The sequence below is a fragment of the Ruegeria sp. AP12 genome (assembly GCF_056540025.1).
The window spans coordinates 579294-594525 of the sequence record NZ_JBQFVZ010000002.1 but is presented as its reverse complement, the minus strand read 5'-3'; the positions used below and the strand labels follow the sequence as shown (position 1 = coordinate 594525).

General features: G+C 58.9%; 18 protein-coding genes. 17 read left to right on the top strand and 1 reads right to left on the bottom strand.

All coding sequences use genetic code 11. From position 1 onward, the window contains the following. Positions 1–14: 14 nt before the first annotated feature. From rpsN to rpmD, 6 genes are all read left to right on the top strand, one after another. Positions 15–320 (top strand): 30S ribosomal protein S14, encoded by a 306-nt coding sequence (rpsN, locus tag ACR0E6_RS10770; protein ID WP_068340744.1) that lies wholly within the window; start codon positions 15–17, stop codon positions 318–320. A 13-nt stretch (positions 321–333) separates the two neighbouring features. Then, the gene (rpsH, locus tag ACR0E6_RS10765) at positions 334–726 is read left to right on the top strand and encodes a 30S ribosomal protein S8 (protein ID WP_068340741.1); all 393 of its coding nucleotides are present in this window, start codon (positions 334–336) and stop codon (positions 724–726) included. 11 nt (positions 727–737) lie between these two features. Further along, positions 738–1271: a 50S ribosomal protein L6 gene (gene rplF, locus ACR0E6_RS10760; RefSeq protein WP_170456135.1), complete on the top strand. Its 534-nt coding sequence runs from the start codon at positions 738–740 to the stop codon at positions 1269–1271. Positions 1272–1282: 11 nt separating this feature from the next. Next, positions 1283–1642 (top strand): 50S ribosomal protein L18, encoded by a 360-nt coding sequence (gene rplR / locus ACR0E6_RS10755; RefSeq protein ID WP_039523386.1) that lies wholly within the window; start codon positions 1283–1285, stop codon positions 1640–1642. Between the two features lie 183 nt (positions 1643–1825). Continuing rightward, positions 1826–2395: a 30S ribosomal protein S5 gene (gene rpsE / locus ACR0E6_RS10750; protein WP_155148691.1), complete on the top strand. Its 570-nt coding sequence runs from the start codon at positions 1826–1828 to the stop codon at positions 2393–2395. Positions 2396–2407: 12 nt separating this feature from the next. Next, a complete protein-coding gene (gene rpmD, locus ACR0E6_RS10745; protein ID WP_170456133.1) occupies positions 2408–2596 on the top strand; it encodes a 50S ribosomal protein L30 in 189 nt (62 codons plus the stop codon). A 1925-nt stretch (positions 2597–4521) separates the two neighbouring features. Here the strand turns inward: rpmD and ACR0E6_RS10740 are convergent. After that, a complete protein-coding gene (locus ACR0E6_RS10740) occupies positions 4522–5466 on the bottom strand; it encodes a homocysteine S-methyltransferase family protein (protein ID WP_480583106.1) in 945 nt (314 codons plus the stop codon). A 267-nt stretch (positions 5467–5733) separates the two neighbouring features. Between ACR0E6_RS10740 and ACR0E6_RS10735 the strand changes: the two genes are divergently transcribed. The 11 genes from ACR0E6_RS10735 (at position 5734) to ACR0E6_RS10685 (ending at position 15202) form a co-directional block, all read left to right on the top strand. Then, positions 5734–5949 (top strand): DUF1127 domain-containing protein, encoded by a 216-nt coding sequence (locus ACR0E6_RS10735; protein ID WP_170524959.1) that lies wholly within the window; start codon positions 5734–5736, stop codon positions 5947–5949. 202 nt (positions 5950–6151) lie between these two features. Beyond that, on the top strand, positions 6152–6625 hold the full coding sequence (gene rplO, locus ACR0E6_RS10730) for a 50S ribosomal protein L15 (RefSeq protein ID WP_170456127.1): 474 nt from the start codon (positions 6152–6154) through the stop codon (positions 6623–6625). A 109-nt stretch (positions 6626–6734) separates the two neighbouring features. Next, positions 6735–8099: a preprotein translocase subunit SecY gene (secY, locus tag ACR0E6_RS10725; protein WP_170456125.1), complete on the top strand. Its 1365-nt coding sequence runs from the start codon at positions 6735–6737 to the stop codon at positions 8097–8099. Then, on the top strand, positions 8096–8743 hold the full coding sequence (locus tag ACR0E6_RS10720) for an adenylate kinase (protein ID WP_170634780.1): 648 nt from the start codon (positions 8096–8098) through the stop codon (positions 8741–8743). The genes secY and ACR0E6_RS10720 overlap by 4 nt, the downstream gene beginning before the upstream one ends. Before the next feature lie 210 nt (positions 8744–8953). Beyond that, on the top strand, positions 8954–9322 hold the full coding sequence (rpsM, locus tag ACR0E6_RS10715) for a 30S ribosomal protein S13 (protein WP_170456119.1): 369 nt from the start codon (positions 8954–8956) through the stop codon (positions 9320–9322). A gap of 15 nt (positions 9323–9337) precedes the next feature. Further along, entirely contained in the window at positions 9338–9727 is a 390-nt protein-coding gene (rpsK, locus tag ACR0E6_RS10710; protein ID WP_008757289.1) for a 30S ribosomal protein S11, read from the top strand. Between the two features lie 115 nt (positions 9728–9842). Beyond that, on the top strand, positions 9843–10859 hold the full coding sequence (locus tag ACR0E6_RS10705) for a DNA-directed RNA polymerase subunit alpha (protein WP_170377644.1): 1017 nt from the start codon (positions 9843–9845) through the stop codon (positions 10857–10859). A gap of 175 nt (positions 10860–11034) precedes the next feature. After that, positions 11035–11454, top strand: a complete 420-nt coding sequence (rplQ, locus tag ACR0E6_RS10700) for a 50S ribosomal protein L17 (RefSeq protein WP_170334079.1) — start codon at positions 11035–11037, stop codon at positions 11452–11454. 142 nt (positions 11455–11596) lie between these two features. After that, on the top strand, positions 11597–12982 hold the full coding sequence (locus ACR0E6_RS10695; RefSeq protein ID WP_480583102.1) for a trypsin-like peptidase domain-containing protein: 1386 nt from the start codon (positions 11597–11599) through the stop codon (positions 12980–12982). A gap of 4 nt (positions 12983–12986) precedes the next feature. Continuing rightward, a complete protein-coding gene (locus tag ACR0E6_RS10690; RefSeq protein ID WP_480583099.1) occupies positions 12987–14300 on the top strand; it encodes a replication-associated recombination protein A in 1314 nt (437 codons plus the stop codon). A gap of 95 nt (positions 14301–14395) precedes the next feature. Further along, positions 14396–15202: a crotonase/enoyl-CoA hydratase family protein gene (locus ACR0E6_RS10685; protein WP_480583096.1), complete on the top strand. Its 807-nt coding sequence runs from the start codon at positions 14396–14398 to the stop codon at positions 15200–15202. Positions 15203–15232: the final 30 nt, after the last annotated feature.

The following is a 15232-nucleotide window of genomic DNA, read 5'->3' as shown; positions in this document are numbered from 1 at the left end:
GGGAGGATTGAGACATGGCTAAAAAAGCAATGATCGAACGCGAGAAGAAGCGCGAACGCCTGGTGGCCAAATATGCCGCAAAGCGTGCCGAGCTGAAAGAAATCGCGAATGACGAGAGCCGCCCGATGGAAGAGCGTTTCAAAGCGCGTCTGAAACTGGCGAAACTGCCGCGCAACAGCTCGGCTACCCGTCTGCACAACCGTTGTCAGCTGACCGGTCGTCCCCACGCTTACTACCGTAAGCTGAAGGTCAGCCGTATCGCGCTGCGCGAGCTGGGTTCTGCTGGTCAGATCCCCGGCATGGTGAAATCGAGCTGGTAAGGGAGACATAGATATGAATGATCCTATCGGCGATATGCTCACCCGTATCCGCAACGCGCAAATGCGCGGCAAGTCCACCGTTTCCACCCCGGCTTCCAAGCTGCGCGGTTGGGTTCTGGATGTGCTGGCGGACGAAGGCTACATCCGTGGCTATGAAAAGACGACCGGTGAAAACGGTCATCCGGCCATCGAAATCAGCCTGAAATACTACGAAGGCACCCCTGTCATTCGCGAACTGAAGCGGGTCTCGAAGCCCGGCCGTCGCGTCTATATGGGCGTCAATGACATCCCGCAGGTCCGTCAGGGTCTGGGCGTGTCGATTGTCAGCACTCCGAAAGGTGTGATGTCGGACGCAAACGCTCGCTCCAACAATGTTGGCGGCGAAGTGCTCTGCACCGTCTTCTAAGGAGGTCTGCAATGTCTCGAATTGGTAAAAAGCCGGTCGAGCTGCCCAGCGGCGTAACCGCCTCTGTGTCGGGTCAGACCATTGAAGTGAAAGGTCCGAAAGGCACCCGCAGCTTCACCGCCACCGACGATGTTACGCTGTCGGTTGAAGACAATGTGGTCAAGATCGACCCTCGTGGCATGTCCAAGCGTGCCCGCCAGCAGTGGGGCATGAGCCGCACCATGGTTGCCAATCTGGTGACCGGTGTGACGACTGGCTTCAAAAAAGAGCTGGAGATCCAGGGTGTGGGTTACCGGGCTCAGATGCAGGGCAACACCCTGAAGCTGAACCTGGGCTACAGCCACGATGTTGATTTCACTGCTCCGGAAGGTGTCACCATCACCGCGCCGAAGCAGACCGAGATCGTTGTGGAAGGTATCGACCAGCAGCAGGTGGGCGAAGTCGCGGCCAAAATCCGCGAATGGCGCCGTCCCGAGCCGTACAAAGGCAAGGGCATCCGCTATAAGGGCGAGTTCATCTTCCGCAAGGAAGGCAAGAAGAAGTAAGGACGCAAACAATGGCAAACAGCAAAAGAACCCTGTTTCTGAAGCGCCGCCTGCGCGTTCGGAACAAACTTCGCAAAGTCAACGCCGGCCGTGTACGCCTGTCGGTTCACCGTTCGAACAAGAACATCAGCGTTCAGCTGATCGACGACGTTCGTGGCGTGACCCTGGCCTCGGCCTCGACCCTGGAAAAAGATCTGGGTGTTGTTGGCAAGAACAACGTCGAAGCGGCCACCAAAGTGGGCGCGGCCATCGCCGAGCGTGCCAAGAAGGCAGGCGTCGAAGAGGCCTATTTCGATCGTGGTGGCTTCCTGTTCCACGGCAAGGTGAAGGCAGTTGCCGACGCCGCGCGTGAAGGTGGTCTGAAGATCTGATGTGGCGATGGGTGCAAGCACCCATCCTACACGACAAAGAACCGTAGGATGGGTGCTTGCACCCATCTTGCTTTGAAGGCGGGTCCGCCCGCCTCGATGATCGGGGGGCCTGGATTTTTTTCGTGGCTCACTTCGATTGAGAAAACTGGCGCGACAAGCGCCACATGAGAAAAGGGATGCCAAATGGCAGAACGTGAAAACCGTCGGGGCCGTGGCCGCGACCGTGAAGAAGCACCGGAATTTGCAGATCGCCTGGTCGCAATCAACCGCGTGTCGAAAACCGTAAAAGGTGGTAAGCGCTTTGGCTTCGCCGCTCTAGTGGTTGTCGGCGATCAGAAAGGCCGCGTCGGCTTTGGCAAGGGTAAAGCGAAAGAAGTACCTGAAGCCATCCGTAAGGCGACTGAACAAGCCAAGCGTCAGATGATCCGCGTGCAACTGCGCGAAGGTCGGACCCTGCACCACGACATCGAGGGCCGTCACGGCGCCGGTAAAGTGGTTATGCGCACCGCACCTGAAGGTACTGGTATCATCGCCGGTGGTCCGATGCGTGCCGTGTTCGAAATGCTGGGCGTCAAGGACGTTGTGTCCAAGTCGCTGGGCTCGCAGAACCCGTACAACATGATCCGCGCCACCATCAACGGCCTGCAGAAAGAGCAGAGCCCGCGTTCGGTTGCCGCACGTCGTGGCAAAAAAGTTGCTGACATCCTGCCCAAGCGGGACGAAGCACCAGCTGCTGCTGAAGCAGAAGCATAAGGAGAGCGACCCATGGCAAAAACCATCGTCGTCAAGCAGATCGGTTCCCCGATCCGCCGCCCCGCCGAACAGCGCGCAACCCTGATCGGTCTGGGCCTGAACAAGATGCACCGCACCCGCGAGCTGGAAGATACGCCTTCGGTTCGCGGCATGGTCAACAAGATCCCGCATCTGGTTGAGATCATCGAAGAGCGCGACTAAGCGCGATTGAACTTCAAACAGAAAACACCCCCGGAACTTTCTGACGCATTCCGTGGGGTGGGACACGCCAACAACAAACCCTGTCGCGCAAGTCGCGGCAGGGTTTTGATTTTGAAGGGGAAATTGATTTGCAGATCACAGGGCCATAACGCCAAAATCCCGAGAAAATTTTCTCGGGCACCTCAGACGGTCACTCGGCGCGAAAAAAGTTCAATCAAACCAAATATTTTCGCTTCTGGTTCTCAAAATAGAGCCAATATCTTTCGGCCACAAGCTTGATGTTCGCATTGGTGCGGAATCCACGGATTTTCTTCCGTGACCACTCCAAATTGCGCGCGCTTTCTGCTTTCTGGTCGAAAAAACGACTCAAGGCGGAACCGCGCATATTCGAGGTTCCGATGTCAGGCTTGGCTACTTTCAACTTCAAGCTCTCGCAGCTCTATCCGGGCGCCGGCGAGCACAAAATCAATACCTGTGGCAATCCCGACTGTTCCAACTTCGGTCATCCAATGACGGAGCGCGCAGAGCGGCGGGAACTCTGGCGGTCAAAGCGGCCGGACCTCACCCCGGGACAGTTCAAGCTCTATGAGACCAATGGTCCTGGCGCATACAAGCTCGCTGGCTCCCAGAAAAAACATCTGCGCGTTTCCACCGCATTCCAGTTTGAGGATAATCCTCACGAGTGGTCGGATCAGAGAACCATTCGCTGTCTCGGTCAAACTCGGGATGGTTCACCATGCAATTCCGGGTTCTCAATCCTCTCCCCCGTCCATCTTGCGGAAGAAGTCGACCGGTTGCGGAACTACAATGGCGTCCTCGATGGACCTTCATGCGGCGCTTGCGGTGTGCGTCTTCTCGACAAGCCTGACGAGTTTGCGCTGAATGGCGCACATGAAAGAACCAAGGACCGGAGCGGCAAGCCTGCAAAGAGAAACGCCGCTCCAAAATCTATTCGAGTGGTGCACAAGCCGTGCAAGGGCAAGAAAGGGGCGCGCTTTTCTGTGTCCCTGCCTCATGCTGGGCAGAAAAACACCGCGGACAACCTTCGCATCCTCGGCGCAGTCCTAAACAGTGCAGGCATCATTGATATTCAGAGAACCCTAAGCATTGCGACCGGCAAAAGCATCGGCATGTCCCGTATCTACGATCGCATCGCTTGGTTCGAGGAGGTCTACCTTGCCTACGAGCGCGAGATGCTGCGCCGTTGGAAGTCCAAAGTCGAAAAGAGCGGCGAGTTGATCGAACATCGCCTCAGCCATGATGACATGGTTCTGACGGTGAACTGGGAAACCGCGGCTGACCGACGGAATACCCAGTTGAATTGCGCGGTCACCGCCGATGCACGCAGCGGTTACGTTTATCGGCTCGACGTCGATTTTGATCCCAGGGTTGCCCCCTTCGACGTTTTCAACTCGACGTATCTGGACGAAGACGGACAGCCCCAAAACCTCTCACAAGAATATCCCGGTAGTAAGGTCGCATCGGCGCCGAAGTTTTCCTGGCAGCGTCCAACCGGTCGGTTTCATGAGAGCCAGTTCTTTGGAGCCTGCGTGAACGAGATTCGAGCGTTCCAGATACGTGCCAAGCGGCGAATGCCAAAGAGGACGAAGGAACAGCAGGACGAACGCAAAGAGATCATGAACCGCACCGACGGCATGATCACCAAGATCCGCGAGATTTCTGAAGGCTGGTTTGGCTTCCCCTTCGACGAAACAGATGAGCGGGGATCGTTCAAAGGCGTAACTACCCGGGACATCTACACCAAGGGCGCGCACTTCGCCTTGCTGAAAGAGATGCTGCCTTACGGCTCAATAGTCCTGACGACAGAACAGGAGGCGAAGGGCCACAGTCTTATGTCCCACCGCACGGAATGCGTCAGGAACTTTCGGGGGTGTTTTTCGTTTGAGGGTTTCGATTTGACGAGTCTAAAGTTTCGTTTCCTTCATCGAAATCACGTCAGCGTTCACTTCCGAACCCATACGACGCAGGTGTCGCATATCTGTCCCACAGCACCCGCCGAATACATGCACAGACGGGTTTTCTTTCACGATTTGGGCAATTTCCCGTCCCAGTTGCCACGGGTTGCCTTCGTCAAGATACTCGGCCTCGTCGAGTTCGGCGTGCGAGCAGCTTGAGGCATTGGCAACGACCCCTTTCAACCGGGGGTGATTGTCCATGGCACTCGCGAAATGGGACGGATGAGCGCAGTTGACCATATGGAACAGCGCTGACGCATCTGTCGCTTCATCTATTTGGTCTATCGCTTCGGCAAGACTCAGGCCGCTGGCCAGCCGACCGTCGGTTTCCACAACCAATGACATCACGATAGGCAGATTCAGACGCCGCGCTGCAAGAATGCACCCAATCGCCTCGGAGGGACGGTTGAACGTGTAGGCGGTGACGAGGTCAACGCTGGTTTCTTTCAGTGTGGCCAGCTGAGCAGTGTGATACGCGCAGGCTTCATCTTCTGGCATGGCGGGAATATCAGCATATGGATCGTAACGAGGTCCGATGCAGGCGGATACCAGAATGTCGTCACGACCGGCTGACCGACGGATTTCATCCATCAAGGACACTGCATCCCGATTGACCGCATCCAGTCGATCTTTGTCATATCCCAAGGGGGCTGCGCGATCGGCGTTTGCCATCCAGGTGGGCGCGTCCAGAATGCATCCCAGGCCCAGTTCCCCCGCAAGTTGCGCCAGTTCGACCATCTGGTCAGCCAGAATTGCGCGTGTGTCCGGATGCTCGAGCAGGGGAAATGACGCAAAGCCCGGCAGCTCGACGCCTCGGTTGAATATCAGATCGGTGCCGGTTCCCGTGTATAGAAGAAAGTACTTTTCCCCCTTGGTCAAAAGATCCAATGACATGATTTTGCACCCTGCATCCTGCGCTGACTTCTGCGCAAGACTACCAATTTTTGCGAAACGTGAGAAGCGGCCGGGCCAATACTGGTTTGCCGGGCCAGAGGGTCTCGGTCAAATGGCGCAGGATCCTGCCATTCCCGAAACGCATAGCGGCTAGACCGAAACTTCCGTTGTTAGCGTTACCAGCCGCGCCTATCTGAGCCTTGTCCAAGCAAGGAACAAACAAGCGAACATTGGGGAATACGCCCCAATACAGAAAGGAAATGAGATATGGCAAACACAGCTACTTTTTCGAACACCGGATTCAACTTCAGCGCCCGCGTTGCAACCTTGGTTGAACGCATCAAGGCAGCCCGTGCCCGAGCGGCGGAATACCAGCGCACCTATTCCGAGCTGCAGCGTCTGAGCAACCGCGAACTGGACGACATCGGCGTTCGTCGCTGCGATATCGCGGATATCGCGCGTGAGCATGCATATTGCTCGTAAAATACCCCACCACTCACAGTGAAAGAGGCGCCGTTCGGGCGCCTCTTTTGCTTTTTGGCGGCAGTCGACAACAAACCTTGCAACTGAAGGCACAACGCTGTAGAGCGCTCCGGTGGATTTCCGTCCACGAGAATCAAAACCAAGAAACGCCGTGTTTGGCCCATCACGCTTCGGGGGTCACATCCGGCTAAGGAGAAGCGAAATGAAACTGAACGAATTACGCGACAATCCTGGCGCCGCACCGAAACGCACCCGCGTTGGCCGTGGTCCGGGTTCCGGCAAAGGTAAAATGGGTGGCCGTGGTATCAAAGGCCAGAAATCCCGTTCGGGTGTGGCCATCAACGGCTACGAAGGCGGCCAGATGCCGCTGTACCAGCGCCTGCCCAAGCGTGGCTTCAACAAGCCGAACCGCAAGGAATTCGCCGTTATCAACCTGGGCCTGATCCAGAAATTCGTCGATGCCGGCAAGCTGGACGCCAAAGCTGCGATCACCGAAGACGCGCTGGTTGCTTCCGGTCTGGTTCGTCGCAAGCTGGACGGCATCCGCGTTCTGGCCAAGGGCGAAATCAGCGCCAAGGTGAACCTGGAAGTCACCGGTGCCTCGAAAGCCGCTGTCGAAGCGGTCGAGAAAGCGGGCGGCTCACTTAAGGTCACAAAAGCTGCTGCGGCAGAGTAAGCGCTTGTGAGCGGGCCCAGACCCGCTTACATAGACCTCACAGTTTTCCTAGACGCCGTCCGAGCCGGAAAACGGTTCCGGGCGGCGTTTGCATAAGAGAGACCGATTTATGGTATCAGCAGCAGAACAAATGGCAGCCAATACAAGCTGGGCTGCCCTTGGCAAAGCCACCGATCTGCGCAACCGCATCCTGTTCACGCTGGGTTTGCTGATCGTCTATCGTCTGGGCACCTTCATTCCGGTGCCGGGCATTGACGGACAGGCGCTGCGCGAGTTCATGGAACAGGCGGGGCAGGGCATCGGCGGCATGGTTTCGATGTTCACCGGCGGGGCGCTGGGTCGGATGGGTATCTTTGCCCTCGGCATCATGCCTTATATCTCGGCCTCGATCATCGTGCAGCTGCTGACATCTATGGTTCCCGCGCTCGAACAGCTCAAGAAAGAGGGCGAGCAGGGGCGCAAGAAGATCAACCAGTACACCCGTTTCGGCACCGTGGCGCTGGCCACCGTTCAGGCCTATGGTCTGGCCGTGTCGCTGGAATCGGGCGATCTGGCGACCGATCCGGGGCTGTATTTCCGGTTTTCGACCATGATCACTCTGGTCGGCGGCACCATGTTCCTGATGTGGCTGGGTGAGCAGATCACCGCGCGCGGCATCGGCAACGGGATTTCCCTGATCATCTTCGTCGGCATCATTGCCGAGGTTCCGGCTGCGCTGGCGCAGTTCTTTGCCTCGGGCCGCAGCGGCGCGATCAGCCCTGCCGTGATCGTGGGCGTGATCGTGATGGTCATTGCCGTGATTACCTTTGTGGTCTTCATGGAGCGCGCCTTGCGCAAGATCCACATTCAGTACCCGCGCCGTCAGGCTGGTATGAAAGTGTACGAGGGTGGATCCAGCCACCTGCCAGTCAAGGTCAACCCAGCGGGCGTGATCCCCGCGATCTTTGCCAGCTCGCTGCTGCTGCTGCCGGTGACGATCTCGACCTTCTCGTCGGGGGCGGCCAACGGTCCGATCATGTCCTGGATGCTGGCCAACTTTGGCCCCGGACAGCCGCTGTATCTGCTGTTCTTTGCCTCGATGATCGTGTTCTTCGCCTATTTCTACACATTCAACGTGTCGTTCAAACCGGATGATGTGGCGGATAACCTGAAAAAGCAGAACGGCTTTGTTCCCGGTATCCGTCCGGGCAAGAAAACCGCCGAATATCTGGAATACGTGGTCAACCGCGTGCTGGTTCTGGGCTCGGCCTATCTGGCAGCGGTCTGTCTGTTGCCTGAAATCCTTCGGGGCCAGTTTGCCATCCCGTTCTACTTCGGCGGCACCTCGGTTCTGATTATCGTCTCTGTAACCATGGACACGATCCAGCAGGTTCAGAGCCATTTGCTGGCGCATCAATACGAAGGGCTGATCGAAAAGTCCCAACTGCGCGGCAAAAGCAAGAAACGCGGCAGGAAGGGACCCGCTCGTCGATGAACATCATTCTTCTTGGCCCCCCGGGGGCAGGTAAAGGGACGCAGGCGCGTCACCTGGTCGAAACACGCGGCATGGTCCAGCTGAGCACTGGTGACATGCTGCGCGAGGCCAAGGACAGCGGCACCGAGATGGGCAACCGCGTGGCCGAGGTCATGGCCAAGGGTGAGCTGGTCACCGATGAGATCGTCATCGGCCTGATCCGCGAAAAGCTGGAACAGGGTGCCGAGGGTGGTTTCATCTTTGACGGTTTCCCGCGCACGCTGGCGCAGGCGGACGCGCTGGGTGAATTGCTGGACAGCACCGGCAACAGCCTGGACGCGGTGATCGAGATGGAGGTCGACGATACCGCGCTGGTCCAGCGCATCACGGCCCGGTCGACCTGTGGCGGTTGCGGTGAAGTCTATAACGACATCACCAAGCCGATTCCTGCAGATGGCAAATGCACCAACTGCGGCAAGGAAAACGACTTCAAGCGCCGCGCCGACGACAATGAGGAAAGCCTCAAGACCCGTCTGATGGAATACTACAAAAAGACCTCGCCGCTGATCGGCTACTACTATGCCAAAGGTGCGTTGACCAAGGTGAACGGGCTGGGCGAGATTGCCGAGGTTCAGGGCTCGATCGCGCAGGTTCTGGACGCCTGAAAAGGTTGAACCGTTTATGGGCTTGACCTGAACAGGAAAAGCCCATATCGACCCCCATCCCTATAGGGAATCAAGACCGCAAGCGGGATTCGTTCCGTTTGCCCCGACTACCTCGAAATAATGCTGGATCCTCTGGCGTCACTGCCAAGATCAAGTGTTGTGAAAAAAGGTTCCGGAGTTACGGAACCGCAACAAAAAGGAAAGTGACACGTGGCACGTATTGCCGGCGTAAACATCCCGACTGCCAAGCGGGTACCTATCGCCCTCACATATATCACCGGTATCGGCAACACCTCGGCCAAAGCGATCTGCGAAGCCGTGGGCATTGAAGCGACCCGTCGCGTCAACGAACTGTCCGACGCCGAAGTTCTGAAAATTCGCGAATACATCGACGAAAACTACACCGTTGAAGGTGATCTGCGTCGTGAAGTTCAGATGAACGTCAAGCGCCTGATGGACCTGGGCTGCTATCGCGGTCTGCGTCACCGCCGCAACCTGCCGGTTCGCGGTCAGCGCACCCACACCAACGCTCGTACCCGCAAAGGCCCCGCAAAGGCCATCGCTGGTAAGAAGAAATAAGGGAGGGTCTGACTGATGGCACGTGATAAGACTCGCGTTAAGCGCAAAGAGCGCAAGAACATCGCATCGGGCGTCGCCCATGTGAACTCGACCTTCAACAACACCAAGATCCTGATCTCGGACGTACAGGGCAACGCCATTTCGTGGTCGTCTGCCGGTACCATGGGCTTCAAGGGATCGCGGAAATCGACCCCCTACGCCGCTCAGATGGCTGCTGAAGATGCAGGCAAGAAGGCGCAGGAACATGGCGTCAAGACGCTGGAAGTCGAAGTTCAGGGCCCCGGTTCGGGTCGTGAATCGGCTCTGCGCGCGCTGGCTGCCGTGGGCTTCAACATCACGTCGATCCGCGACGTGACACCGATTGCTCACAACGGCTGCCGCCCGCCGAAGCGTCGCCGCGTCTAAGCGATTTTGAATTGAGCTGGGGCCAGTGTTTTTGCACGGCCCCAGCACGTCATTTTGAACCTCGGGCGTCTGCACCTTGTTGGTCATGGGGCGCGGACAGGAATGGAGGGATTACATGATCCACAAGAATTGGGCAGAATTGATCAAGCCGACACAGCTGGACGGCAAGCCGGGCAACGACCCTGCACGTCAGGCAACCCTGGTTGCTGAACCGCTGGAGCGTGGCTTTGGTCTGACCTTGGGCAACGCCCTGCGCCGCGTTCTGATGAGCTCGCTGCAAGGCGCGGCCATCACCAGCGTTCAGATCGACAACGTCCTGCACGAGTTCTCCTCGGTTGCGGGCGTGCGTGAGGACGTCACCGACATCATCCTGAACCTCAAAGGCGTGTCGCTGCGCATGGAAGTCGAAGGCCCCAAGCGTCTGTCGATCAATGCCAAAGGCCCCGCCGTTGTCACCGCTGGCGACATCAGCGAAAGCGCCGGTATCGAGGTTCTGAACCGCGACCACGTCATCTGCCACCTGGACGATGGCGCCGACCTGTTCATGGAACTGACTGTCAACACTGGCAAGGGTTACGTTTCGGCTGAGAAGAACAAGCCCGAAGATGCGCCTATCGGCCTGATCCCTATCGACGCGATCTATTCGCCGGTCAAAAAGGTTGCCTATGACGTTCAGCCGACCCGTGAAGGTCAGGTTCTGGACTATGACAAGCTGACCCTGAAGATCGAAACCGACGGGTCGATCACGCCCGAGGACGCGCTGGCCTATGCTGCGCGCATCCTGCAGGATCAGCTGTCGATCTTCGTCAACTTCGACGAGCCGGAATCGGCTGGCCGCCAGGACGAGGACGACGGTCTGGAGTTCAACCCGCTTCTGCTGAAGAAAGTGGACGAGCTGGAACTGTCGGTCCGTTCGGCAAACTGCCTGAAGAACGACAACATCGTTTACATTGGCGATCTGATTCAGAAGACCGAAGCCGAGATGCTGCGCACCCCGAACTTCGGCCGCAAATCGCTGAACGAGATCAAGGAAGTGCTGTCCGGCATGGGTCTGCACCTTGGCATGGATGTCGAGGACTGGCCGCCCGACAACATCGAAGATCTGGCGAAGAAATTCGAAGACGCGTTCTGAGGTGAGATGGGTGCAAGCACCCATCCTACATGACGAACCCCAGTAGGATGGGTGATTTCACCCATCCACGAAAATGCCCGGACTGCCGGGGACAACAAGGGCAATGATGCCCCAAGGAGAGCGCCTGACACGCATCGGGTGCCAGACAAAGCAAAACGCAAGAAGGAACTGAAAAATGCGTCACGCACGTGGTTACCGCCGCCTGAACCGTACTCATGAGCACCGCAAGGCGCTGTTTGCGAACATGGCTGGCTCGCTCATCGAACATGAGCAAATCAAAACAACTCTGCCCAAGGCAAAAGAACTGCGCCCGATCATCGAAAAGCTGGTCACTCTGGGCAAGCGCGGCGACCTGCACGCCCGCCGTCAGGCCGCAGCACAGCTGAAAGAAGACAAGGACGTCGCAAAGCTGTTCGAAGTTCTGGGCCCCCGCTACGCCGAGCGTCAGGGCGGTTATGTCCGCATCCTGAAAGCTGGCTTCCGCTATGGTGACATGGCGCCGATGGCGATAATCGAATTCGTTGATCGTGACGTCGACGCCAAAGGCGCGGCCGACAAGGCCCGCGTTGCTGCCGAAGAGGCTGCAGAAGAATAAGTCGATCCGACGATCTGACTGGCAAACCCCTGCGTCCCGGACGCGGGGGTTTTCTTTTTCCCGAACGCGGTCACGGGTGCCGCGCTTGCATTACCGGCCCGGTGGCCGCATATCCTACGGGTCTCTGAAGATTGAGGTCGGAATGCTGCGCGCGACAGTTTTAGCTTTCTCCATTTTGTCGGCATCACTTGCCACAGCGGAGACACGGGTTCCGCAGTCCCAGGCTGAAATCAGCTTGGGTTTTGCCCCGGTCGTCAAACAAGCCGCTCCGGCGGTTGTGAACATCTATGCCAAGATCGTCCGGCAGGGGCGCGCCAATCCGTTGTTCTCGGACCCGTTCTTTCAGGATTTCTTTGGTGGCGGCTTTGGCACCCCGCAGCCGCGCGTGCAAAACTCGCTGGGTTCGGGCGTGATCCTGTCCGATAACGGCTATGTGGTGTCGAATTACCATGTTGTGGGCTCGGCGACCGAAATCCGCGTGGTGACAACCGACCGGCGTGAGTTTTCGGCGACAGTCGTTCTGGGGCATGAGGAAAGCGACATCGCCATTCTGCGGCTGGAGGATGCGTCTGACCTGCCATACCTGAACCTGCGGGACTCGGATCAGGTTGAGGTGGGCGAGCTTGCGCTGGCCATCGGTAACCCGTTTGGCGTGGGGCAGACGGTGTCATCGGGCATTATCTCGGGTCTGGCACGGACCGGGACAGCCACGGGCAATGCGCGAGGGTATTTCATTCAGACCGACGCGGCGATCAATCCGGGCAACTCGGGCGGGGCGCTGATTGATGTGAATGGCGATCTGATCGGGATCAATACCTCGATCCTGACGCGGTCAGGTGGGTCCAACGGGATCGGCTTTGCCATTCCGGCCAATCTGGTGGCCGAGTTTCTGCGGCAGGCGCAGGCCGGCAATGACAGTTTCGTCAGCCCCTGGGCGGGGATCACTGGCCAGCACATGAGCGCGGATATCGCCGAGTCGCTGGGTCTGGCCATCCCATTGGGCGTGGTGATTTCAGATCTGCATGACCTTAGCCCACTGGCCGAGGCCGGTCTGAGGGTCGGCGATGTGGTAACGCACGTGGACGGGGATGAGGTGAACTCTCCCGCCGAGATGAAATTCCGCATGTCCGTTGCCGGGGTCGGTGGAACCTCGGTTCTGACCCGGTTACGCGGCGAGGATCGCGAAGATGTGGAAGTGGCTCTGATCAAAGCGCCTGAAACACCTGCCGCTGAAGAAACCACTCTGGACGACCGTACGGTGCTGCCCGAATTGAAGGTATCAGGGGTCAACCCGGCGGTTATCACAAAGCTGGGGCTGCGCCTGACCCAGACCGGGGTCGTGGTCATTGATCCCGGGCCATATGGTGCGCGCGCCGGACTGCGCACCGGGGATGTTCTGGACGCGATCAACGGTGCCGCCATTGAACGCCCGCGCGACGTTGTGCAAGCGCTGACCGATCCCAGCCGTCGGGTGCAGATGACGATCCAGCGCGGCGGGCGCACCCTGTCACTGCGGTTCCGGCTGTAACGCCATGAGCGACCTGTTCGACACCGGCGCGACCGAGCCTGCACCGGCCCCTCATCGCCCTTTGGCGGATCGGCTGCGCCCGCAAACGCTGGCCGAGGTGATCGGGCAGCAGCAGGTGCTGGGACCGGATGCGCCTTTGGGTGTCATGCTGGCCTCGGGCAGCCTGTCCAGCCTGATTTTCTGGGGGCCGCCGGGTGTCGGCAAGACAACGATCGCCCGGCTTCTGGCGCAGGAAACCGATCTGCATTTCGTTCAGATCAGCGCTATTTTCACCGGGGTTCCGGACCTGAAAAAGGTGTTCGAGGCGGCAAAGATCCGGCGTCAGAACGGGCAGGGTACTTTGCTTTTCGTGGATGAGATCCATCGCTTCAACAAAGCCCAGCAGGACGGATTCCTGCCGCATATGGAGGATGGCACCATCCTGTTGGTCGGGGCGACGACCGAGAACCCGTCCTTCGAGTTGAACGCCGCTGTGCTCAGCCGGTCGCAGGTGTTGGTGCTGGAGCGTCTGAGCCTTGCAGATCTGGAGCGTCTTGCCCAACGGGCCGAGAAGGAACTGGGCAAAACCCTACCTCTGACTCCGGCGGCACGCGATGCGCTGCAGGAAATGGCCGACGGCGACGGGCGTGCCTTGCTGAACCTGATCGAGCAAGTCGCCGCCTGGAACGTCGATGCACCGCTGGACCCGGATGCGCTGTCGACACGTCTGATGCGCCGCGCGGCCAAGTACGACAAGTCGGGGGACGAGCATTACAACCTGATCTCGGCCCTGCACAAATCGGTGCGCGGCTCAGACCCCGATGCGGCGCTTTACTGGTTTGCGCGGATGCTGACCGGCGGCGAAGACCCGCGCTATCTGGCGCGGCGCATCACCCGTATGGCGGTCGAGGATATCGGTCTGGCCGACCCGCAGGCGCAGGCGATTTGTTTGCAGTCGTGGGAAACCTACGAACGGCTCGGCTCGCCCGAGGGCGAGTTGGCGCTGGCGCAGGCGCTGGTCTATCTGGCGCTGGCTCCGAAATCGAACGGGGCCTATGTGGGCTACAAGGCGGCGATGCGGCTGGCCAAGCAATCGGGCAGCGAGCCGCCGCCCAAGCATATCCTGAACGCGCCGACCTCGCTGATGAAAGATCAGGGCTACGGCGCAGGTTATGCATATGATCATGATGCCGAAGATGGTTTTTCAGGCCAGAACTACTTTCCCGAGACGATGAAACGGCCCGTTCTGTATCAACCGGTCGAGCGCGGGTTCGAGCGTGAGTTGAAGAAACGACTGGATTACTTTGCCAAGCTGCGGTCGCAGCGAAACAGCGGGTAACGCAGGGTCAGGTCCGCTGCTGCCGTGGCGTCACAGGAGACAGGTGGCGCAACTCGGGTTTCCCTTGGGTCAGTGACTGCAAGGGAGGACGCGTCATGCCCGTATCAATCGAAAAATCCGAGGATGTCTGGACCGTCATTCATGACCGGCCCGAGGCCCGCAATGCAGTGGATGCCGATCACGCGAAGGCCTTGGCCGATGCCTTTCTGGAGTTTGAGCATAGCAACGCCAAGGTGGCGGTGTTCTGGGGCAAAGGCGGCAATTTCTGCGCAGGGTGGGACCTGAAGATGGCCGCAACCCTGGCCGATCCGGAACTGGGTGAAGCGTATTACGAGAGACACGGCTTTCCCATAGGATCAGCCCCGTCGACATTGGGGCCAATGGGGCCATCGCGTCTGGAATTGTCGAAACCGGTGATCGGTGCGATAGAGGGGGCCGCCGTGGCGGGCGGGATGGAGCTTGCCTTGTGGTGCGATATCAGGGTGATGGCCGAAACCGCTTATCAAGGTGTCTTTTGCCGCCGCTGGGGCGTGACCCTGATGGATGGCGGGACAGTCCGCCTGCCGCGTCTGGTCGGGCAGGGCAAGGCGCTGGAAATCGCGCTGACCGGGCGCAAGGTCGAGGCCGAGGAATGCTATCGCATCGGGCTGGCCGAGAAGGTTGTGCCCCATGGCGAGGCGCGGGCCGCTGCCGAGGCCATGGCCCATGACATCGCGCGTTTCCCGCAAGAGGCGGTGCGGGCTGACCGACGCTCGATCATCGAAACGCGCGGGATGTCTGTGCGCGATGGGCTGAAGCTCGAATGGGCCAACGGGTTGGAAGCGATCCGCCGCGAAGGCACCGCAGGCGCGGGGCGGTTCCGGGACGGGGCCGGGCGGCACGGAGATTTCCGGAACATCTGACGGGCCGCTGATTGCTTGACTCTTGCGCCG